We start from the raw sequence: 20,185 nt of genomic DNA on the forward strand, positions 1-20,185 counted from the left end.
GATTTTTTGGATGGTCGCCCCAAGCGCATTTGCCCCATCCCCCACCATCCCTTTGCGTCTCTGCGCCTTTGTGTGTACCATCCTCTCCGCCGCCTCATCGAGGGCCTGCCGGATCGCTTCGAGCAGGTTCATCTCGGGCATACTATCCTCCGTGAATACGTTTAACGCAAAGCCGCTAAGCACGCAAAGGTCGCTAAGATTTTTTGGATGGTCGCCCCAAGCGCATTTGCCCCATCCCCCACCATCCCTTTGCGTCTCTGCGCCTTTGTGTGTACTCCGCCGTTGCCCCCTCTGCATCTCTGCGTTAACGGCGTGGACGCACCGGCGCATACACATGGTCACACAGCGTCTCCGGTTCGGGCATCGGTGCCTGTTCCGCCTCTGTCGTCGCTTTATCAACGATCTCGGCCACTTCGGTGCGCATCGCTTGCTCGTCGGCTTCACTCAAGATGCCGTGTTCGCGCAGTTGGGCGATAAAACGCACAATGGGATCTTGGTGTCGCACCAATGTTAGTTCGTGTGGCGGGCGATAGGTGCGGTCGTTATCGTCACTCGAGTGCGCGGTCATCCGTACCACCCGGGCCTCGATCAACGTTGGACCATCGCCACGCCGAGCTCGCTCAACGGCGCGGCGGGTAACTTCGTAGACGGCCAACACATCGGTACCATCGACACTAATACCGGGAATACTGTAGGCTGGGCCACGGTCGGCAACGCTAGCCACAGCCATTTGCTGCCGTTGGTGAACACTAATCGCGTATTCGTTGTTTTCGCATTGAAAAATGACCGGCAGCCGGTGTACGGCTGCCAAATTGAGCGCTTCGTGAAAATCGCCTTGGCTGGTGGTCCCTTCACCAAACGATACCCACGCTACCGCATCACCACCTTTGATCTTCTCGGCCAGACCAATCCCCGCAGCATGCGCAATCTGCGTGCCGACCGGCGACGATTGGGTCACGATTTTGAGACGACGACATCCGTAGTGAGCCGGCATTTGGCGACCACCTGAGCTTGGATCGGTGGCGCGTGCAAAGAGACCAAGCATCACTTCCGTCGGCGTCATTCCCATCACCAACACCGTAGCTAAGCCACGATAGTAAGGCAGGATAAAATCTTTGCCCCGCTGTAAGGCAAACGCCGCGCCGACCTGAGCAGCTTCATGCCCCTGACAACTAATCACGAACGGCGCTTTTCCGGCTCGGTTTAGCACCCACATACGCTCATCGAGTGCCCGGGCCAACATCATGTACCGGAGCATATCGCGAAGGGTATGCGGCGGTAGATCGTGTCCAAAGCTCGGACTGGCGCTGATTTCATTGATCGAGACGGTCATTAGAATCCCTCCCTCTAGCTATGCGCCAATAGTAAATACCCGCCACGGTTCGCCGTAGCGGGGCACGACAACGAAGACGCACACTCATACGCTTACGTTCCGTCCCCATCGACGGCGATCAGGCGATCAGGTAACCATAAATAGTATAGCCGAAAATGCTGATGAAGGTAAACAGAAGTTTTAGCCGATATGAGCCATTGTGCAGCGTTATCGCTTCTACCATGCCGTTCGTCTAATCTTCACGCACCAACAGGGCAATCGGCCAGCGCCGCAATATCTCGGCGAGGGCCAGCCCCGGCGTTGCCGAGTGCTCGGTCACGACGAGACGTTCGCCGGTGAAAAGGTTGTGATACCGGCTACCTGGCGTACTCTGCGGCAAGGGCAACCATGTCTCGTCCCACAACTCACCGATCGGCGGTAATTCATGCCCGTTACTCAGGCGTGCCGTAAGCCGCGGTGCAACCGTGATTGCTTCACCGGCACTCGGATGCCGACGCGCAAAGGCGATCACGTGTTCGGCAGCAGGTCCACTTGCCATCAGCGGTAGATACTCACCGGCACTGAAGAGTTCGGGTCGTTGGCGACGGAGATCAAGCGCCGTAGCAATCGTGTAGAGCTTGATCCGTCCATCTGCCGCCGACGCCAACAACTCATCGGCTAGTGCAGCCTTCTCGCAGGCCGCCTGTCGGGCACGCAGATCGGCCAAGAGTGCTACTCGACGCTGAAAATCGACCGGTCGCCGATTATCCGGATCAACCAGACTAAAATCCCACAATTCGCATCCTTGGTAAAGATCGGGCACACCCGGTGTGGTGAGACGGACAATCGTCTGGGTCAAACTATTCCACCGTCCAAAAACGGCGATCCGATGGGCGAAGGCATCGAGGCTATCGAGGAAACGACGCGAGCGACGTGGATCGAGAATACCTCGCACAAAGCGTTGGACGGCAACATCATAATCGGCGTTAGGGTTGATCCAGCTCGTATTCACCTTAGCTTCACGGGTTGCCTTCTCCATGTAGGCAGCGATCCGCTGGGTAAAGGTTTCAAGCTGATCCATCGATTCCCACGTACCGACCAGTGTTTGATAGAGCAAGTATTCATCATTACGACTCGGCGCCATCCCACCCTCGATGGTACTGCGCTTAGCCGCGTTTAGTCGGCTCCAGCGGATCACGTGTCGGTGCCACTCATCGGGCAACTCGCTAAGGACACTGATCCGTGCGCGCACATCTTCGCTACGCTTGGTATCGTGGGTAGAAGTGGTGACCATACTGTGCGGCCAGTGGCGCTGCCGTTCTTGAGCGGCGGCGTGTAGCTCACTCACTTCGCAGCCGAAGAGTTCGGGATGACCACCTACCTCATTCAATGCGACCAGGCGATCGTAGACATAAAATGCTGTATCTTCCACACCCTTCGCCATCACCGGCCCACTGAGTTGCTGGAACTTCATCACGAAGCGCACCACATCATCGCGTACCTCCGGCGCAAAGAGGTCAAGATTGCGCAAGAGCAATGTATCCTCGATAAAGTCGAAGATCTGCGCTGCTGTGCGTGGGTTACGTCGCTTTGCCTCGCGCACCGCCATGCGGATTGCCTGCTCATCACGTTGGCTCACAACACCATCAGAGCTGATGTAGGTACGGTACACCGGCATCCCTGCAATCACCTCGCGGATGGCAAACGTCAGGCTGTTCAGAGTGAAGTCACGGTAACGTCGTGTGCGTTCGGCCAGCCGGTCAAGTAGATGACTGAGCGTATTGACTTCACTGGCGAGCGAGACGAGCATGATCTCTTTCTTTTTGCTATTGACCAGATTGGCGAAAGTGGGCTGCGGCCCGGCAAATTGGCGATACAGTCGGTTGATTGCTCGCTGGCTACTGCGGTCGATCAAGACGCTCCCAATCTGGTTCAGAAAATCGTAGCCGGTTGTTCCGGCGACGGCCCAATCCGAGGGTAACGGTTCGCCATGGCTCAGAATTTTCTCGGCGACGACGTAGAGCGGCCATGGCCGTTCACCACGCTCAGCCTGCGCGAGTCGTCGCCGGATCTGCTCATCGAGATCGGCAGGGGCGCTCCCTCCAAAGCGGAATGCGGCGGCATACCGTAGGTAACTCTCTTGCAATTGACGAAAATAGGTGGCCGGTTGCCAGAGGCCATCGGGGTGGTCGATGCGGGCGCCGGTCGCAATCCCCTCGGCCAACAAGCGCATGATCAGATCATGAGTAGCTTGTAAGACATCGGGAAGTTCGACGCGGATGGCGGCTAGATCGTTGATGTCAAAGAAGCGACGGTAGTTAATCTCTTCGGTTGCTACCCGCCAGAACGCCAACCGGTACGATTGACGGGCAAGTAACGCATCAAGTAAGTCAAAACTTTTTGGATCGGACGGATCACCATTGTAGTCGGCCAGTGCTTGCGCGATCATCTGACGTACCGGTTCACTATTCGCGACCAGCGTCGCAATCCGACGTTTAATCACCTCTTTCTCGCGGTTGCGCTCAATTATCCGTTCAGGTGATACCTCGTGACGTGAAGGCAGGTAACCGATAGCAGTGATGATACTCTGCAACTCAATTGCATCAGGGTGATCGCTACCAAGGTTACTCAGGAGATCATCAAGCTTTTGCGTCAGAATGTCGGCGTAGCTCCGCGGATTCAACGGAAACCGGTGCTCCCAATAGCCCAGACTGAACCCGCCATCGTCGTCGTAGTACAAACGTAGTTCACCTCGTTCGAGGATAACCCCGTACTGATCACCGAGCACCGGTAACAGCACTTTGCCGTGCAATTCGGGCGCCACCGGATCCCAGTCAATGTCAAAGTACGGGGCAAAGATTGAGCTTGGCCCGTTTTCCAGGACATCGCGCCACCACACATTCCGCGGATCGCCAATCCCCATGTGGTTGGGTACGACATCAAGGATCAGACCGAGTTGATGAGCGCGTAAGGTCTCGGCAAGCTGGGTGAATCCGGCCTCGCCACCGAGTTCAGGGTTGAGTTGTGAATGATCGGTAATATCGTAGCCGTGACGACTGCCGGCTCGTGGGGTCAAGATTGGTGAAAAGTAGAGATCACTGATTCCAAGATCAACGAAGTAGGGCACCAGATGGGCGACATCGGTAAACGTGAGATCGGCGTTCAGTTGTAGGCGGTACGTGGCACGGGGAATACGCAATTCTGCATCAATCATGGCTCTCCTGCTGGCAGACGGAAGCGCAATTTAGTTCCCAATGACCGGAAGAGCCTAATCCATGCATAAGCATCGGCAAATCCGGCACGGGTATCGGCTTCCATCTGCGGATACACGGTTTGCAACAACTTGTAATACACGTTTTGCGTATGCCAGACATCAACCTCGAACGGGAGGTTGCGCGCCAGGCCGACCGCAGCATCGAGCTGAGTCAGCAATGCGCGATCTTCCGGATTCTGATAGAAGTTCTCGCTAATATTGCGAATGGTACGGGCCAGTGCATAACTAAGCCCTTCTGCATCGAGCGTCACCCCCGATCGCTGTGCTTCGCGCAAGAGGCTGTTAATGCGGTCAAAATCGAGAGGTTCCGTTTCAAAGAGGCGACGCAATTCGGTATTAATGGCAAATTCGGCTGCAATCTGAAATTCTCGCGGGACCGGCATTCCCATGCTGGCGAGAAAGCGCATCAGCGGCGCGTGATTTTCGTAGATTTGGCGATAGGCAGCTTCGGCTTCAGCAAGGCTCGATGTAAGAATGCGATTGAGGATCTGGCGCTGCTCGTCACCGAAGAGAAGTTTGAGAGAATATTGTTCTTGACCAAAATTGCGGTCGACCATGCGAATGACGCCAGGTATATCGGCGCGCAGAAAGAGTTCGCTCAACTCTTCAATCAGTTGCTGGTATATTTGCTCGTTCTGGTATTCACGGACACCACCGGATATGTTGTGATCGCCGAGATGTAAGACGCCGAAGCTGAGGCGAGTGGATTCCCCGGTGATGTTGGAGATGATGCGAATGCGGCCAAGTGCCAATCGCGACTTTCCTGCTAGCAAGAGATGGTAATCTTCACGCTCAACGGTGTAGGCATAGATCTGTTCGTGTTCACCTACTCCGTTGAAGAGGGCAGTCATTGCATAATGAGCACCGACTTTGCGCAGATCGACCATCGCCGGACGCACGTGCCGTTCGTAGAGATCGCGTCCGTTACCCCGTGACGGCAGGTTGCTGCGCGCTTGTGCCAGTCGATTGAGGAATTCACCCTCGATCTCTTCACCAAACAGTTCGTGAGCCAGTTGGATAGCCCGGCCGGCGTACATCATGACCTGTATCGTCTCGATCCCACTCAGATCATCGAAAAACCAGCCACACGAGGTATACATCAGCATCAGGTGGCGCTGCAGCTCCATCAACTTCAGGACTGCAATCCGCTGGTGATCATCCAGCCGGCCACGGCTATGCCGACCGATAAAAGCGGCGACGTTTTCCGGTGAACGGTCAAGAATAACGCTGATGTAATCATCACGCGCTGCCCATGGATCGTGCAACAGACGGCGGGCATAACCCTCGAATCGTGGCGCAATCGTATCGCGTAACCAGTCTAGGGCAGCACGTAGCGGCGCACGCCATGCCTGATTCCAACCGGGATTACTGCCGGTACTGCAACCGCAATCGGTTGACCAGCGCCCCACACCGTGCGCACAACTCCACGAGGTGCGTTCGATGATCTGTACTTCATACGTTGGCCGGTAGCGTTGTAGGTACGCCGCGTAGTTGGTAAGTTTCGCCAGACCGGTTTCTTCGATGTAGTGTAAGGCATACGCCAATGCCATATCGCCGTGGCGATGGTGATGGCCGTAGGTCTCACCATCGGTTGCAATATGAGCGAGTTGTGGCCATGAGCGTTGGTCGTTAAAAATACTGGCCAGCCGATTGGCAAATCCAACCCCACTGCTAAGAAGTCGCTCGAACGCTACCGCACGCGAGACCGGCCCATCGTAGAAGAAGACCGTGATAGCGCGGCCGCTCGCCAATTTCACCAGATACGGCTGCGTCGGATCGATCCGCCCGCCGCTTACATCATGCCAAATCATTTCGCCGATTTTACGCACATGACTAGCTTGCGTGGGTGCAAGGATCGTGAACTTGATGTCGTGTTCGGCCATGATGTCGAGCGTCTCCAGATCAACTGCCGTTTCGGGGAGCCACATACCTTCGGGTTCCCGTCCAAAGCGATGGACAAAGTCGCGAATACCCCAGATGACTTGCGTTACCTTATCGCGACGCGATGCGAGTGGCATAATGATGTGGTTATAACACTGTGCCATCGCCGAGCCAGCTCCCAAGTAATGGTGACTTTCCTGATCGGCTTGCAGGATCGCTTGATACACCTGCGGTGCATGAGCGGCTAACCATGTTAGCAGGGTGGGGCCAAAGTTAAAACTGATCCGACTATAGTTGTTGACAATGCGAACAATTTGGTTTTGGCTATCAAGAATGCGCGAGGCAGCATTTTGCTCGTAACACTCGGCGGTAATCCGCTCGTTCCAGTCGTGATAGGGGTATGCCGAGTCTTGCTGTTCGACTGCTTCGAGCCACGGATTTTCGCGTGGCGGCTGGTAGAAATGACCGTGAATACAAATCAGCCGCTCGGCCATGGTAGACGCTCCGTTAGGTTGTTTGACTACAGGTATGTGTTGCACGACAGACGGAGTTGCGGTAGTCAGCCAATACACGGTGAGATCGCTCGCTGACCGTATGGGATTGAGGTCGCGAGTGTTACTCATCGTGTGAGGTTAGCAGCACAGCGCTATGCCCGCTGCAAGTGATGCTCGTGCCGTCTAAGATTGCTGCGGGCGGGTCTGCACTATCGAGCCGGATCTGCCAGGATGCTGCCGGCAGTTCGATCCGCACTGAATCCGGGCCGAAATTGAGCAGCAGCCGGATGTGCGGCCATTCTACCACGATTGTCTGACCATGGACGTAGGTACGGGGCCGTTGACGCAACCCCGGTAGCTTACGCCGTAACCCCAACAGTTCGCGGTAAAAAGCCTGATGGGCCGTGTGCCTGCCGACCGTGCGTAGAGCGTGATTGAGTTTCGAGCGGGTAAATGTGGTCGGATCTTGTGGGTCAGGCACTTCTTGGCCGGGGCGCAAGAAGTCGGCAAACTCACGTTTACGGCCCTCGCGTACTCCGGTAATGAGCGCCGGGTCACTGTGGTCGGTAAAATATTGAAAAGGCGCCGGCTCGTTATACTCCTCCCCCATGAAAATCAACGGTGTATACGGGCTGAGCAGCACCGTCGCGGCAGCAACCCGTAATTGCGCTTCACTCAACGTTGCCCCTAGTCGGTCTCCGATAGCACGATTACCGACTTGGTCGTGGTTTTGCAAAAAGACCACAAATTGTTCGGGGGCAAGATCGGAAGGATCGCGACCAAAGCGACGGCGGGCGTGCGGTGAATATTCACCGGCAAAGACAAAGCTACGCTCGATGCCCGTCGCTATCTGTGCCAAACTACCGAAGCCTGCGTAGTACCCGTTTTGTTCACCGGTGAGAAAACTATGCAGGGCGTGATGAAAATCGTCCGACCAAATGCCGCTTAAACCGTAGCCACCGAGGACCTTAGGACGGGCAAAGCGCGGATCGTTGAGCGGGTGCTCGGCGAAGAGATACGCCGGACGACCAAGGCGGATCGCTTGTTCGCGTACCCGGTCGGCTAACTCCTCAAGCAGGTGGTACGGCGATACATCGAAGATCGCATGCGTTGCATCGAGCCGTAAGCCGTCAATATGATACTCGCGCAGCCATTCTAGGGCGTTCTCGATGATCAACCAGCGGACCAGATCACTGTCGGGACCATCGTAATTGATCGCCGATCCCCACGGTGTGCGGTAGCGATCGGTAAACGCCGGCGGTGCGATGTCCCACAAATAGTTGCCTTCAGGACCAAAGTGATTGTAGACCACATCGAGGATAACGGCTATACCGTGGGCATGGGCGGCATCGACCAATTGCTTCAGACCCTTGACGCCCCCATAGACCGTGTGTGGAGCGTAGAGATAGACGCCATCGTAGCCCCAATTACGTTGGCCGGGGAAGTGGGCTACCGGCATAAGTTCGATAGCCGTCACGCCGAGATCACGGAGCATCGGTAAATGGGGGATGATGGCCGTGAAGGTTCCTTCTGGGGTAAAGGTGCCGACGTGTAGCTCGTAGATCACGAGATCGGTGAGGGGTACGCCGCGCCACGCCGCATCACTCCAGTCGAAGTTATGATCGACAACTGCCGATGGGCCATGCACACCTTCGGGTTGACAGCGCGATGCCGGATCAGGTCGCTCCCGTTGACCATCGAGTCGGTAGCGGTAGCGTGTGTCGGGTGGCGCCTCCGTGACCCCATGCCAGCAGCCATATCCGATCGGTTTCATCGTCACTGTCCGGGGTTTCGGATCAAGAACGATCAGTTCAACGGTCGCAGCAGTTGGCGCCCATAAGGTAAAGGCAGTTGTACCATCGCTGCGGTAAACCGCACCGGGTTGTGGCAGATTGAACATAGACTTTGCACCTTTGCACCTTTGCGCCTTTGCGCCTTTGCGCCTTTGCGCCTTTGCGCCTTTGCGTTACGGACAGTGCTTAAAATACAACGCCCCCAACGGTGGCAAGCGCAAGCGCAACGAGAATGGCCGTCCATGCGATGGTAGTTCTTCAGCCATCACACCACCGGCATTTCCTTGCCCACTCCCCCAATAGTATTCCGAATCGCTGTTCAGTAACTCTCGCCACCAACCACCAAACGGTACGCCGACTCGGTAGTCTTCGCGGACTACCGGTGTTGCATTCAGCACCACCAAAATCGTCTCGCCGTGCCGATTCTTGCGCAAAAAGCTATACACACTGGCGTCGGCATCATTGGCGTCAATCCACTCGAACCCCTTCGGATCACAGTCAAGTTCGTGCAAAGCCGATTCACTGCGGTAAAGTCGGTTGAGGTCACTGATGAGCCGAAGCACTCCTTGATGGGAAGGGAACATCAGCAAATGCCAATCGAGGCTCGTATCGTGTGACCATTCCCGCCATTGCCCAAACTCACCGCCCATGAAGAGCAGCTTCTTGCCGGGTTGGGCAAACATGTAGCAATAGAGCAAGCGTAGGTTGGCAAACTTCTGCCAAACATCACCGGCCATTTTATCGAGCAGCGACCCCTTGCCGTGAACGACCTCATCGTGTGAGAGTGGAAGTACGTAGTTCTCGGTAAACATGTAAAGGCCACGGAAGGTCAGCTCGTTGTGGTGGAAGCGGCGGTAAATGGGATCGCGGCGGAAGTATTGCAACGTATCGTGCATCCACCCCATATCCCACTTGAAGCCAAAGCCCAACCCACCCACATAGACTGGACGCGAAACCATTGGCCATGCAGTACTCTCTTCGGCAATGGTTTGCACATCGGGATAATACTTGTAGATTTGGGTGTTCAGTTCACGCAAGAAGCTAATCGCTTCCAGATTTTCATTACCGCCGTATTCATTCGGAATCCACTCACCAGGTCGTCGCGAGTAGTCGAGGTAGAGCATACTGGCAACAGCATCGACGCGCAAACCGTCAATATGGAACTTGTCAAGCCAGCACAGAGCCGAACTGATCAGAAAGCTACGCACCTCGTTGCGACCGTAATTGTAGATATAGCTTCCCCAGTCGGGATGATAACCTTTGCGCGGATCGGCGTGTTCATAGAGATGTGTGCCGTCGAAATACGCCAGCCCGTAACCATCGGTCGGAAAGTGGCTCGGTACCCAATCGAGGATCACACCAATACCGTGCTGGTGCAGATAATCGACAAAGTACATAAAATCTTGCGGAGTGCCATACCGGCTGGTCGGCGCGAACATCCCGGTCGATTGGTAGCCCCACGAGCCGTAGAAGGGGTGTTCGGTTACCGGCAGCAGCTCTACGTGGGTAAAGCCGCATTCTTTCACGTGCTCGACCAGCTCGTGGGCCAGTTCCCGATAGGTGAGGGGGCGGTTATCCTCCTCCGGTTTACGTCGCCATGAACCGAGGTGAACCTCATAGATCGAGATCGGCGCACCGAGACGCTGGCGCTGACCGCGTTCACTCATCCACTGCTGATCCGACCACGTATACTCCCGATCCCAGATAATAGCCGCCGTTTGTGGTGCTACTTCAAAATAACTGCCAAAGGGATCGGTCTTGTCTTCGCGGTAGCCATAATAGCGTGAGGCAATATGGAATTTGTAGCGCATACCTTTGCCGATGTGGGGAATGAACCCTTCCCACACGCCGGAAAAGCCACGCTGGCGCAGCGGATGTGCGCCGGGGTCCCAGTTGTTCCAGTCGCCAATAACGGCGACGTATTCAGCATTCGGCGCCCACACTGCGAAATAGGTACCGGGTACGCCTTCAATCGTCACCGGCTGGGCGCCGAATTTGTTGTAAAGTCGGTAGTGGGTACCCTGATTGAAGAGATAAATATCATCCTCACTCAGAATACTTTTCATCATCGCCGTGGTAGCTGCCGACGGTTCAGATACTTCGGCAGTCGTATGTTCAACCTCTGCTGCGGTCATCGGTGCCGTCGCTTCGGTGACCGGTGTCGCTTGCTTACGTCGGGTACGGCGGGTTTGCTCACCTTCACTCATAGCTATTTCCTTCATATATGGTTGCAGTGGGGTACAACTGATTGTACCAAATCGTGTCCAACGGTCTAGTTACTCCAATTGGCGTAAGATGCCATTGAGCGGGATCGGCAGCCAATCGGGTCGGTTATTCATTTCGTAACTGAGTTCATAGATAGCCTTCTCAATCACGAAGGTTTCGAGCAGTGCTTCAAAGTCTGCACGGTCGGTGGGGATGAACGGCTCATTGCGGGCCGTAGATAGATAGCCCTCGAGGAAGGCAGCGCAGACCCAAAAGCTCCAGAAGTCGGCCCATTGTTGCAGCCGTTCGATCTCTTCGGGATGGTCTGTCGTGCCATTACGGCTGAAGAGCACGGCGTAAGCTGCATACTGATATGAGCGTAACATCCCGGCGACATCGCGGAGTGGTGAGCGCTTGATCCGCCGCTCGCTGATCGGGCGGAGTGGCTCGCCCTCAAAGTCGATGATCATGTAGTCTTTACCGGTAAAGAGCACCTGTTCAAGATGATAATCACCGTGGATGCGAATGCGTACCGTCTCGATCTTGTCGCCAGTGATGCGATGGAGGCGTGCGAGCAGCGCTTCTTCACGCTGTACCACTTGTTCGGCAGCCGGACGCACCGCTGGTGGTAACGATGGTAATAGTTTGCGCAGGTCTTGCAGGGTTCGTCCGATCAGGCTGCGGACACTCTGGTAGATCGAGCGCTGATAGAGGGTTGAGAAGGGTTCCGGCGCCATTGCCGGCCCGCTCCCTTTTGCCAGTGCCTGATGCATCTCGGCGGTACGTTGACCAAGCAACCGTGCCGATTCAAGGTAACCGCCGATAAGTTCTTCGGCGAGCGGGGAAGGTGGGTTGAACGCCGCAGCAACCAACTCGGCGACACTGGCTTTCACCGGCGGTGGTGTCAGATCGGCGCGGGTTAATACCGTATCGTAATACCGGCGCACCACATCGAGGGCGTAATCAAAGGCGTCTCCTTCATTTTGGACATAGCCCTGCACAATCGCAAGTGTCAATGGTTCGTCTTTACCACGCTGATATTCGATAAAGCCGGCTACCGGCGGTGTGTGTGGAAAACCGACTTCTTCGGTCAGGAAACGCCCAAGTTCGAGATCGGGATTACGACCCGGTTCGATCTTGCGGAAGAGCTTCATAATCAGGCGACTACCAAAGTTGATCGATGAATTGCTCTGCTCACCGCGCACTAAACTCGGTTCGAGACCATCACTGCCGGTGAGCAGTTTACGCAGCGCACGGGTTGTCCCGCCGACCAGCTCCCCACCCGCTTCGCCGCGCAGTCGTCGTCGCCCGATCGTCAACTCGAGAAGTGCCGAAGCAAACCGACGCTCACCAAGCGGATCGTACAGGATACCCGCTTCGGGTCGGCGGCCAACTCTCAGGCGGGCGATGACCATATGCCGCTGATCGGCAAGTATCTGATCGGCCCGCTCTCCCTCGGCGTAAGCCATCGGCAGCATGTACAGCTCGGGGGTGCCCTCGACATACTGCACGTTCAGTAAGGTCAGGTAGGCCGGGCCGCTGGCATAATCAAGGCGGGCAAACTCGATGATGTTTACTTGCTTGATCTTGCGCGTCTTGGCGCCAAACCAGCGTCGGTAGCGGAGGTAATCGGGTAAGATCTGCTCGAGACGGACTTGCCGACCATCGTAAAAGATCGCATCCCACTCGATAGCATCAACCGGTATCTCAGTTAGCTCGGTTTCAGGCTGTGGCATCGTGACCCGTACCCCTTCAACCCGCTGCGGGGCCAGGGTAAACCAGTAGAAACTGTGCGGGCCGAGGGTTAAAAAGTACGGCTGATCACCGATAGGCGGAAACTCTACTTGCCCAAACAGCTCAACCGGCATTAGTCCACGATAAGGTGAGAGATCGATCTCGACCCCTTGGACAAAGCGTGACAGATTGAAGACGGCGAGTAAAATCTGATCGGCAGTTTTGCGTAAGAAGCAGAGCACTTTGCGGTTTTCGGGGTAAAGAAACTCGAGCGTACCACGTCCGAATGCCGAATACCGCTTGCGCAGTGCAATTAGCCGTTTTGTCCACCAGAGGAGTGAATGCTGATTTGCACTCTGCGTCTCGACGTTCACCGTCTCGTAGTGATATTCCGGATCGGTAATGACCGGCAAATAGAGCTGCTGCGGATTCGCGCGTGAGAAACCGGCATTACGGTCGCCGCTCCATTGCATCGGTGTGCGTACCCCGTTGCGATCACCGAGGTAAATATTGTCACCCATCCCGATCTCATCACCGTAGTAGATCACCGGTGTGCCGGGTAAGGAGAAGAGAAGACCGTTCATCAATTCGATTTTACGGCGATGGTTGCCGAGCAGCGGCGCGAGTCGGCGGCGAATGCCGAGATTGATCCGGGCTTGTGGATCGCGGGCGTATACCCGGTACATATAGTCGCGTTCTTCGTCGGTAACCATCTCAAGCGTCAGCTCATCGTGGTTGCGCAAGAAGATCGCCCACTGGCAGTTCTCAGGAATGGGTGGTGTCTGCCGCATAATATCAATAATCGGGTAGCGATCCTCGAGATGAACCGACATGAAGAGGCGTGGCATGACCGGGAAGTGAAAGGCCATGTGACACTCATCGCCATCACCGAAATAGGCCACCGCATCTTCCGGCCATTGATTGGCTTCGGCCAGAAACATACGGCCGTGGTATTTTTCATCCATATGCCGGCGTAGGCGCTTGAGAAACGCATGGGTTTCGGGCAGATTCTCGCAATTGGTACCTTCGGCTTCGTAGAGATAGGGGATGGCATCGAGCCGCATACCGTCAACACCGAGATCGAGCCAAAACTCCATCGCTTTAAACACGGCGCGCTGTACCGCCGGGTTCTCAAAGTTCAGGTCGGGCTGATGGCTATAAAAACGGTGCCAATAGTAGGCTTGGGCCACCGGGTCCCACGTCCAGTTGCTTGTCTCGAAATCTTTAAAAATAATCCGTGCGTCTTTATAGCGGTCGGGCGTATCCGACCATACATAAAAATTACGTGCCGACGAACCGGGTTTCGCGCGGCGGGCACGTTGAAACCACGGATGTTGATCTGAGGTGTGGTTACAGACTAACTCGGTAATGACGCGCAAACCGCGCCGATGCGCTTCGCGTATGAAGACCTTGAAATCGGATAAGGAGCCGTAATTGGGGTGAATGTTGGTATAGTCGGCAATATCGTACCCGTCATCACGCAGCGGTGATGGATAAAAGGGGAGCAACCAGATTGCCGTGATGCCGAGATCCTGCAAATAATCGAGTTTGCTCGTCAGACCGGGAAAGTCGCCGATACCGTCACCGTTGCTATCGCAGAACGCGCGGACATGCACTTCATAGATGATGGCATCTTTGTACCAGAGTGGATCATCGGCGATAACCGTCGGTGTCTTGGCAGGCCGTGTGCGAGGCATACAGGTTTCCTCTTTCAAACAGGTCAAGTCCCGGTGGCGAGCGGGGGCTGATCCCCCGGATGCGTGTGCTAAGTATTGTTCTCGGCCGATGCGTAGCTTGCCGGTCGTCGAAAGCGCTCTTGGGTTGTACGACCTTCTAGCAGAGACGCCAGAAGCCGCACCGTGTGCGGCTCACCACTTCCCGTTCACCGAACTGAGAACGTTGTCAGGCAAAGTACTCAAACCCTCGCTCGTCGCGGCGGAGGCGGCGAATGCGGAAAATATGCACCGGAGCTGCTGGACTGAGTTCGACATAGTTAAATTCGCCCGACCACTGATAGCGAGCGTCGGTTAACAGGTCATGGGCCTGATAGATGTTGGTAAGGTTCCAATCGGCGACCGGTACCTGTACCCAACCTCGATGGGTGTGATCCGGGTCGAGATTGACTACTACCAGAATAATATCTTGCCCGTCGGGCGAGGTTTTACTGTAGGCCAGCAACCACTCGTGCTCGTGAAAATCAATATCAACGCGATGAAAGCGTAGGGTGTCGTTGCGGTGGAGGGCCGGGTGGTTGCGACGAATCCGATTGAGTTGCGCGATGAAGCCGCGCAGACTGTGCGGCGCATCAAGGTTCCAGTACCGAATTTCGTACTTCTCGTTGTCGATGTACTCTTCACGGCCAGGTACCGGCGTGTGTTCCATCAACTCATACGCTGGGCCGTACATACCCCAACTGGCCGTGAGCGTAGCTGCCATTGCAGCGCGGGTGATAAATACCGTGCGTTGGCCTCGGTAGAACTGAGGGGTAAGGATATCGGGTGTATTAGGCCAAAAGTTGGGAATGAACAGATCACTGACCGGTGGCGTCGTCAGTTCACGCATGTACTGCGTGATTTCGGCCTTGGTGGTACGCCATGTATAGTACGTATAACTCTGGGTAAAACCAATTTTCGCCAGATGATACATCACCTTCGGGCGGGTAAACGCTTCCGAGAGAAAGATGAGATCAGGATATTCAGCTTTCAGCGAGTTGAGGCACCACTCCCAAAATCGAAAGTTTTTGGTGTGCGGATTATCAACGCGAAAAATGCGTACTCCCTGCCCGATCCAGAAGACAAAAATTTGACGCAGTTCTTGCCACAACTCCCGCCACGCATCCGTCTCAAAATCGAACGGATAAATATCCTGGTATTTCTTGGGTGGATTCTCGGCATACTGAATGGTACCGTCGGGGCGTGCACGGAACCATTCAGGATGTTCACGCACGTATGGGTGGTCGGGTGAGCATTGAAACGCAATGTCGAGGGCGATCTCAATCCCATACTTACGGGCTTCATCCACCAACGCCCGAAAATCGTCGAGCGTACCCAACTGAGGGTGAACGCTCATATGTCCGCCATCGGCGTTGCCAATGGCCCACGGGCTGCCCGGATCGTCGGCGCCGGCGATGAGGCTGTTATTCTTGCCTTTGCGGAAGGTGTACCCAATCGGATGAATCGGTGGCAAATAGAGCACATCAAATCCGAGTTCGGCAACGTAGGGAAGCCGCTTGATCACATCACGGAAGGTACCGTGTCGTCCCGGCTCGGTCGCCGTCGAGCGGGGGAAGAGTTCGTACCACGCCGAAAACCGCGCGCGCTCCCGCTCGACCGTGATCGGGTAGATCTCCGATTCGGTGGCAAAACGGCGTGGGAGATGGATGGCCATCAGCGCATGGATCTCGCCGGCAAAGGCCGTATCGACATCACCGGCAATCAGTGCCGCCTCGGCAACGTGCAAGACGGCCGCGTCAGCTCCATCGGCATTCCGTGCCGCTTCGCCGACAAGTGCGGCCCCAATCTGCAAATCAACCCGCACATCTTGACCGGCTGCTAACCGCTTTTCGAGCTGGTGTACCCATGTCGCAAAGCGGTCGATCCATGCCACAATCTGAAACTCGTGACGACCGATGCTCGTGAGCGGAAATTGTCCTTCCCAACGATCATTGACGAAGTGGCGTAGCGGTGCCTCATGCCATGCCTTGGCGCCAAGTGGACGGTAGCGCACGACGGCTGCTAGCTCATCATGACCGTCGGCAAACAGATCACAGCGCACAGTGATGGTGTCGCCGACGATCCGCTTCACCGGATAGCGTCCGCCATCAATGATCGGTTCAACCGCTTCGATGATCACCCGCCGCCGACCCTCGCCAACTGCGGCTAGGTCGGGTACAGACGGGGTCTCCGTGCGGCGCGAGCGAGCGCGTGGCGCCTTAACGGTCATGGCTCCTCCTTAACCATACGTACCATACGTGCGGGTTGCGTTCTTTATGATGTTATTAGATGTCAACAAGAGTCGTGCCTGCACTACGCACTGCGTGAGTCCGGGCTGTCGGTGATTGCTATGACAATGTTCGGTATGATTGCAATTTGATTGTACGGTGCTCGGCGGCATGTGTCAAACTGGTTGCATGCGGTACTGATTGGCCGATGGTGGCAGCTCACTGAGCGGTTTCAGGGCTAGCTGCTCAGCTTGACCAACACATACGCGCCGAAGGTCGTATCAATACGACCAAAATCGACCACCACGTACCCGGCGGCAAAAGCTGCTTCGGCGCAGGCACGGAAATGGTAACGCCAAGCTTGTGCTGCCCCAGGATCGTGTTGTTGTATCGCACTGAAATCAAGTGGAATGCGCAACCGAGCGGTCGGTTCGTGCCCAATAGCCGGTGGCGCATCGAGCGACGGATTGATCAGAGGTGCTGTCACAACGTGTTCGGTCGGTGGTCGGTCAACCGGCGATTGAACGATCCACCATTCGACCTGAAACCGATCACTTGGCAGGATACCATCGATCAATTCCGGCTCCGGCCCATACACATTCCGCATATAGGTGCGGCAAATAGCACCGAGCTTGTGGATGTTCAGATGGGCGTTGCGAGCCAGCAAGGGATCGAATGTCCACGTGATCAATTCGAGGTCTTGGGATCGGACAAACTCACGTTGCGCCTGCTTGAGTCGCTCACCGATCCGCAGATCACGGAGATCGGGCCGGACAGCAGCCATATGTGAGGCGTGTTTTAATCGGCCATCGGCAGTGCGGGCCAAAAAACCAAACACAAAGCCAACGAGTTCATTACCGACGAAGGCCCCCAAAACCAATCCGCCGTTGCGCTGTACGGTGACCAGCATGTTCAACGGCACGGTAAAATCACTGCCCCAAACGAGACGTTGGAGTTGTTCGCAGGCAAGGTATTCGGCATACGTGGCGATGGGCCGGATCGTGATCTGCATAACTTCCTCTAACGATGGGTACATACCAATAGGTAAAGCACAGGCTGTCGGCGGCTTCCATTATATAGCGATTCACGACGTTCCCTGGGTATAGCGATATGGTATAATGCGGCTCTGCGATCATGGCTGGGTGACGGGTGCGTTTGCCGTGCCGGTCAGGGAGTTTCGTGTGCCTGCGCGACCCTTTCTCAAGTGGGCTGGTGGCAAGAGCCAGCTTTTGCCAGAGCTTGCCCGGCGGATTCCAAACCATTTTGGCCGCTACCATGAACCATTCGTGGGTGGTGGTGCGTTCTTCTTCTACCTGTGGAACCATGGTCACTTGCGGCAAGGGGCGATCCTCAGCGATCTGAACGCAGAGCTGATCGATTGCTATATCGCCGTGCGTGATGAGGTGGAGACGCTGATCGAACTATTGCAGTGCTTACGCCCGTATGCTACCGACCGCGATTTCTTCTATGAGATCCGTGCTTGGGATCGCCAACCCAATTTCGCGCGTCGTCCCCGGGTCGAACGCGCAGCTCGTACCATCTTCCTCAACCGTACCTGTTACAACGGCCTGTACCGGCTCAACAACAAAGGCCAGTTCAACGCTCCCTTCGGCTACTACAAGAACCCGCAAATCGTCGATAGCGATAATCTACGTGAAGTGAGTCGTGCGCTGCGCACCGTCGAATTGCGTGTCGCTGATTTCGCGACGGTGCTCGATCATGCGCAGCCGGGAGATTTTATCTACTTCGATCCACCTTACGTCCCGGTTAGCCCGACGGCCTCCTTTACCGGCTATACCCGCCGTGGCTTTGATGAAGCCGAACAGCGTCGCTTGGCGAGGGTTTTTCATCAACTGGCCGCACGTAATTGTTACGTGATGCTGTCGAATTCGTCGACGGACTTGGCCCGCCAACTCTATGCCGATGCGGAAATGGTAGATGTCGTGTTGGCGAGTCGCAAAATCAATTGCGATGGGACGCGCCGTGGCTTCGTCGAAGAGTTGATCGCGTGTAGTTTTTCTCCGGCGGTGGCGGTTCATTATGCGCTGGCAAGTGATTGAACGCATCAACCCAGCTCCGTACACCGATATGCATGCTTGAGATGTCAAACGTTTTGCTGCACTAGTTGACCCTTCAAAGACGCATGTAGTCAAGGAAATATCTATCCTCTGCACAGGTTTTGTACGGGCAAAACGTTTGACATTTCACCTCCTCTCATGCTACTATTCCAGAAGTTATCACGCAAAGATCAGATTGGAACGATTGTTCCAACTCGATATACCTCCTGTTTGGTAGCGGAGAGCTGGCATGAAATTGCATGAATATCAAGCCCGCGATCTGTTGGCGCGCTACGGTATTCCGGTGACGGGTGGTGGCGTTGCCGTAACTCCGGCGGAAGCCCGTGCTCTTGCCGAGCAGATCGGTGGGCCGGTGGTGGTTAAAGCACAGGTACACGTAGGCGGTCGTGGCAAAGCTGGTGGTGTTAAATTAGCCCAAACGCCGGCAGAAGCCGAACAGGTGGCCGGTCAGATTTTGGGGATGAATATCAAGGGGCTAACGGTCGAGAAGGTGTTGGTTGCCGAGGCGATTAGCTACGAGCGTGAGTTGTACCTTTCAGCCATCCTTGACCGTGGAAGCAAGCGAATTACGATGATTGCTTCTGCCGAGGGTGGGGTTGAGATCGAAGAGGTCGCCAAGACGAACCCCGCTGCAATTGTTAAGATTGCTGCCCACCCGACAATGGGTTTACTCGATTTTCAGGCTCGCGAGTTGGCGTTTCGCATCGGTTTACGCGATGGTAAACAGGCACGTCAGTTTGCCCAGATCGCCGGCGCCCTGTACCGCGCCTTCGTTGAGTCGGATGCATCATTGGCCGAGATTAACCCTCTCGTTATTAAGAACGATGGCAACCTGCTTGCCCTCGACTCCAAGGTACTCCTCGATGAGAGTGGCTTGTTCCGCCATCCCGATCTCGCTGCCCTCCGCGATCCCTCTGCCGAACCTGAAGCCGAACGGCGTGCGCGTGAGGCCGATATTACCTTTATCAAGCTCGACGGTAACATCGGCTGCATGGTTAATGGCGCCGGGCTGGCGATGGCAACGATGGACGTAATTAAGTTGTCGGGTGGTGAGCCGGCCAATTTTCTTGACATCGGGGGTGGCGCCGGCAAAGAGAAGGTGAAGGCAGCCTTGCAGATTATTCTCTCCGACCCGAACGTCAAGGCTGTATTGTTCAATATCTTCGGCGGTATTACCCGAGTCGATGAAGTGGCCCGTGGTATCCTTGCTGCCCTCGCAGAAGTACCGACGGATGTGCCGATGGTGGCGCGGCTTGTCGGTACCAATGAAGAGGCCGGTCGCGCCCTGCTGGCCGGTTCAAAGCTGATCCCGGCGGCAACGCTGGCCGAAGGCGCTCAGAAGGCGGTAGCAGCCGCCCGTGGCGAATTGGTGAGCTAATAACCATCCCGCCACGCAGCGGCGCGCAATGCTTACGCCGGTAGCCCGGCTGTTTTCTGTGCGAGCTGTTCAAGCCGCCGACACCACTCTTCCCGC

At 55.7% G+C, this 20,185-nt stretch carries 10 protein-coding genes; 2 read left to right on the top strand and 8 right to left on the bottom strand.

Annotated elements, in window-relative coordinates:
- Window positions 1-304 precede the first annotated feature (304 nt).
- From ACP5OT_RS00825 to ACP5OT_RS00860, 8 genes are all read right to left on the bottom strand, one after another.
- On the bottom strand, window positions 305-1,333 hold the full coding sequence (locus ACP5OT_RS00825) for a thiamine pyrophosphate-dependent dehydrogenase E1 component subunit alpha (protein ID WP_428112780.1): 1,029 nt from the start codon (window positions 1,331-1,333) through the stop codon (window positions 305-307).
- Between the two features lie 232 nt (window positions 1,334-1,565).
- Window positions 1,566-4,526 (bottom strand): malto-oligosyltrehalose synthase, encoded by a 2,961-nt coding sequence (locus ACP5OT_RS00830; protein WP_424674601.1) that lies wholly within the window; start codon window positions 4,524-4,526, stop codon window positions 1,566-1,568.
- Window positions 4,523-6,961: a DUF3536 domain-containing protein gene (locus ACP5OT_RS00835; RefSeq protein ID WP_424674602.1), complete on the bottom strand. Its 2,439-nt coding sequence runs from the start codon at window positions 6,959-6,961 to the stop codon at window positions 4,523-4,525. The genes ACP5OT_RS00830 and ACP5OT_RS00835 overlap by 4 nt, the downstream gene beginning before the upstream one ends.
- 121 nt (window positions 6,962-7,082) lie before the next feature.
- The gene (treZ, locus tag ACP5OT_RS00840; RefSeq protein WP_424674606.1) at window positions 7,083-8,861 is read right to left on the bottom strand and encodes a malto-oligosyltrehalose trehalohydrolase; all 1,779 of its coding nucleotides are present in this window, start codon (window positions 8,859-8,861) and stop codon (window positions 7,083-7,085) included.
- Window positions 8,862-8,927: 66 nt separating this feature from the next.
- Window positions 8,928-10,961, bottom strand: coding sequence for a 1,4-alpha-glucan branching protein GlgB (glgB, locus tag ACP5OT_RS00845; RefSeq protein WP_428131070.1), 2,034 nt, complete (start codon window positions 10,959-10,961; stop codon window positions 8,928-8,930).
- A 69-nt stretch (window positions 10,962-11,030) separates the two neighbouring features.
- Window positions 11,031-14,390, bottom strand: coding sequence for a maltose alpha-D-glucosyltransferase (gene treS / locus ACP5OT_RS00850; protein WP_424676005.1), 3,360 nt, complete (start codon window positions 14,388-14,390; stop codon window positions 11,031-11,033).
- Between the two features lie 205 nt (window positions 14,391-14,595).
- Window positions 14,596-16,635, bottom strand: coding sequence for a maltotransferase domain-containing protein (locus tag ACP5OT_RS00855; RefSeq protein WP_424676006.1), 2,040 nt, complete (start codon window positions 16,633-16,635; stop codon window positions 14,596-14,598).
- Window positions 16,636-16,871: 236 nt separating this feature from the next.
- Window positions 16,872-17,645 (bottom strand): hypothetical protein, encoded by a 774-nt coding sequence (locus tag ACP5OT_RS00860; RefSeq protein ID WP_424676007.1) that lies wholly within the window; start codon window positions 17,643-17,645, stop codon window positions 16,872-16,874.
- A 169-nt stretch (window positions 17,646-17,814) separates the two neighbouring features.
- Here ACP5OT_RS00860 and ACP5OT_RS00865 point away from each other — a divergent pair, with 169 nt between their 5' ends.
- Window positions 17,815-18,693, top strand: coding sequence for a DNA adenine methylase (locus tag ACP5OT_RS00865; RefSeq protein ID WP_424676008.1), 879 nt, complete (start codon window positions 17,815-17,817; stop codon window positions 18,691-18,693).
- 247 nt (window positions 18,694-18,940) lie between these two features.
- Complete coding sequence (gene sucC, locus ACP5OT_RS00870; protein ID WP_424676009.1) at window positions 18,941-20,089, top strand: ADP-forming succinate--CoA ligase subunit beta; 1,149 nt, start codon at window positions 18,941-18,943, stop codon at window positions 20,087-20,089.
- Window positions 20,090-20,185: the final 96 nt, after the last annotated feature.

The sequence above is a fragment of the Chloroflexus sp. genome (assembly GCF_049970315.1).
In the GTDB taxonomy this organism is placed as follows: Bacteria; Chloroflexota; Chloroflexia; order Chloroflexales; family Chloroflexaceae; genus Chloroflexus.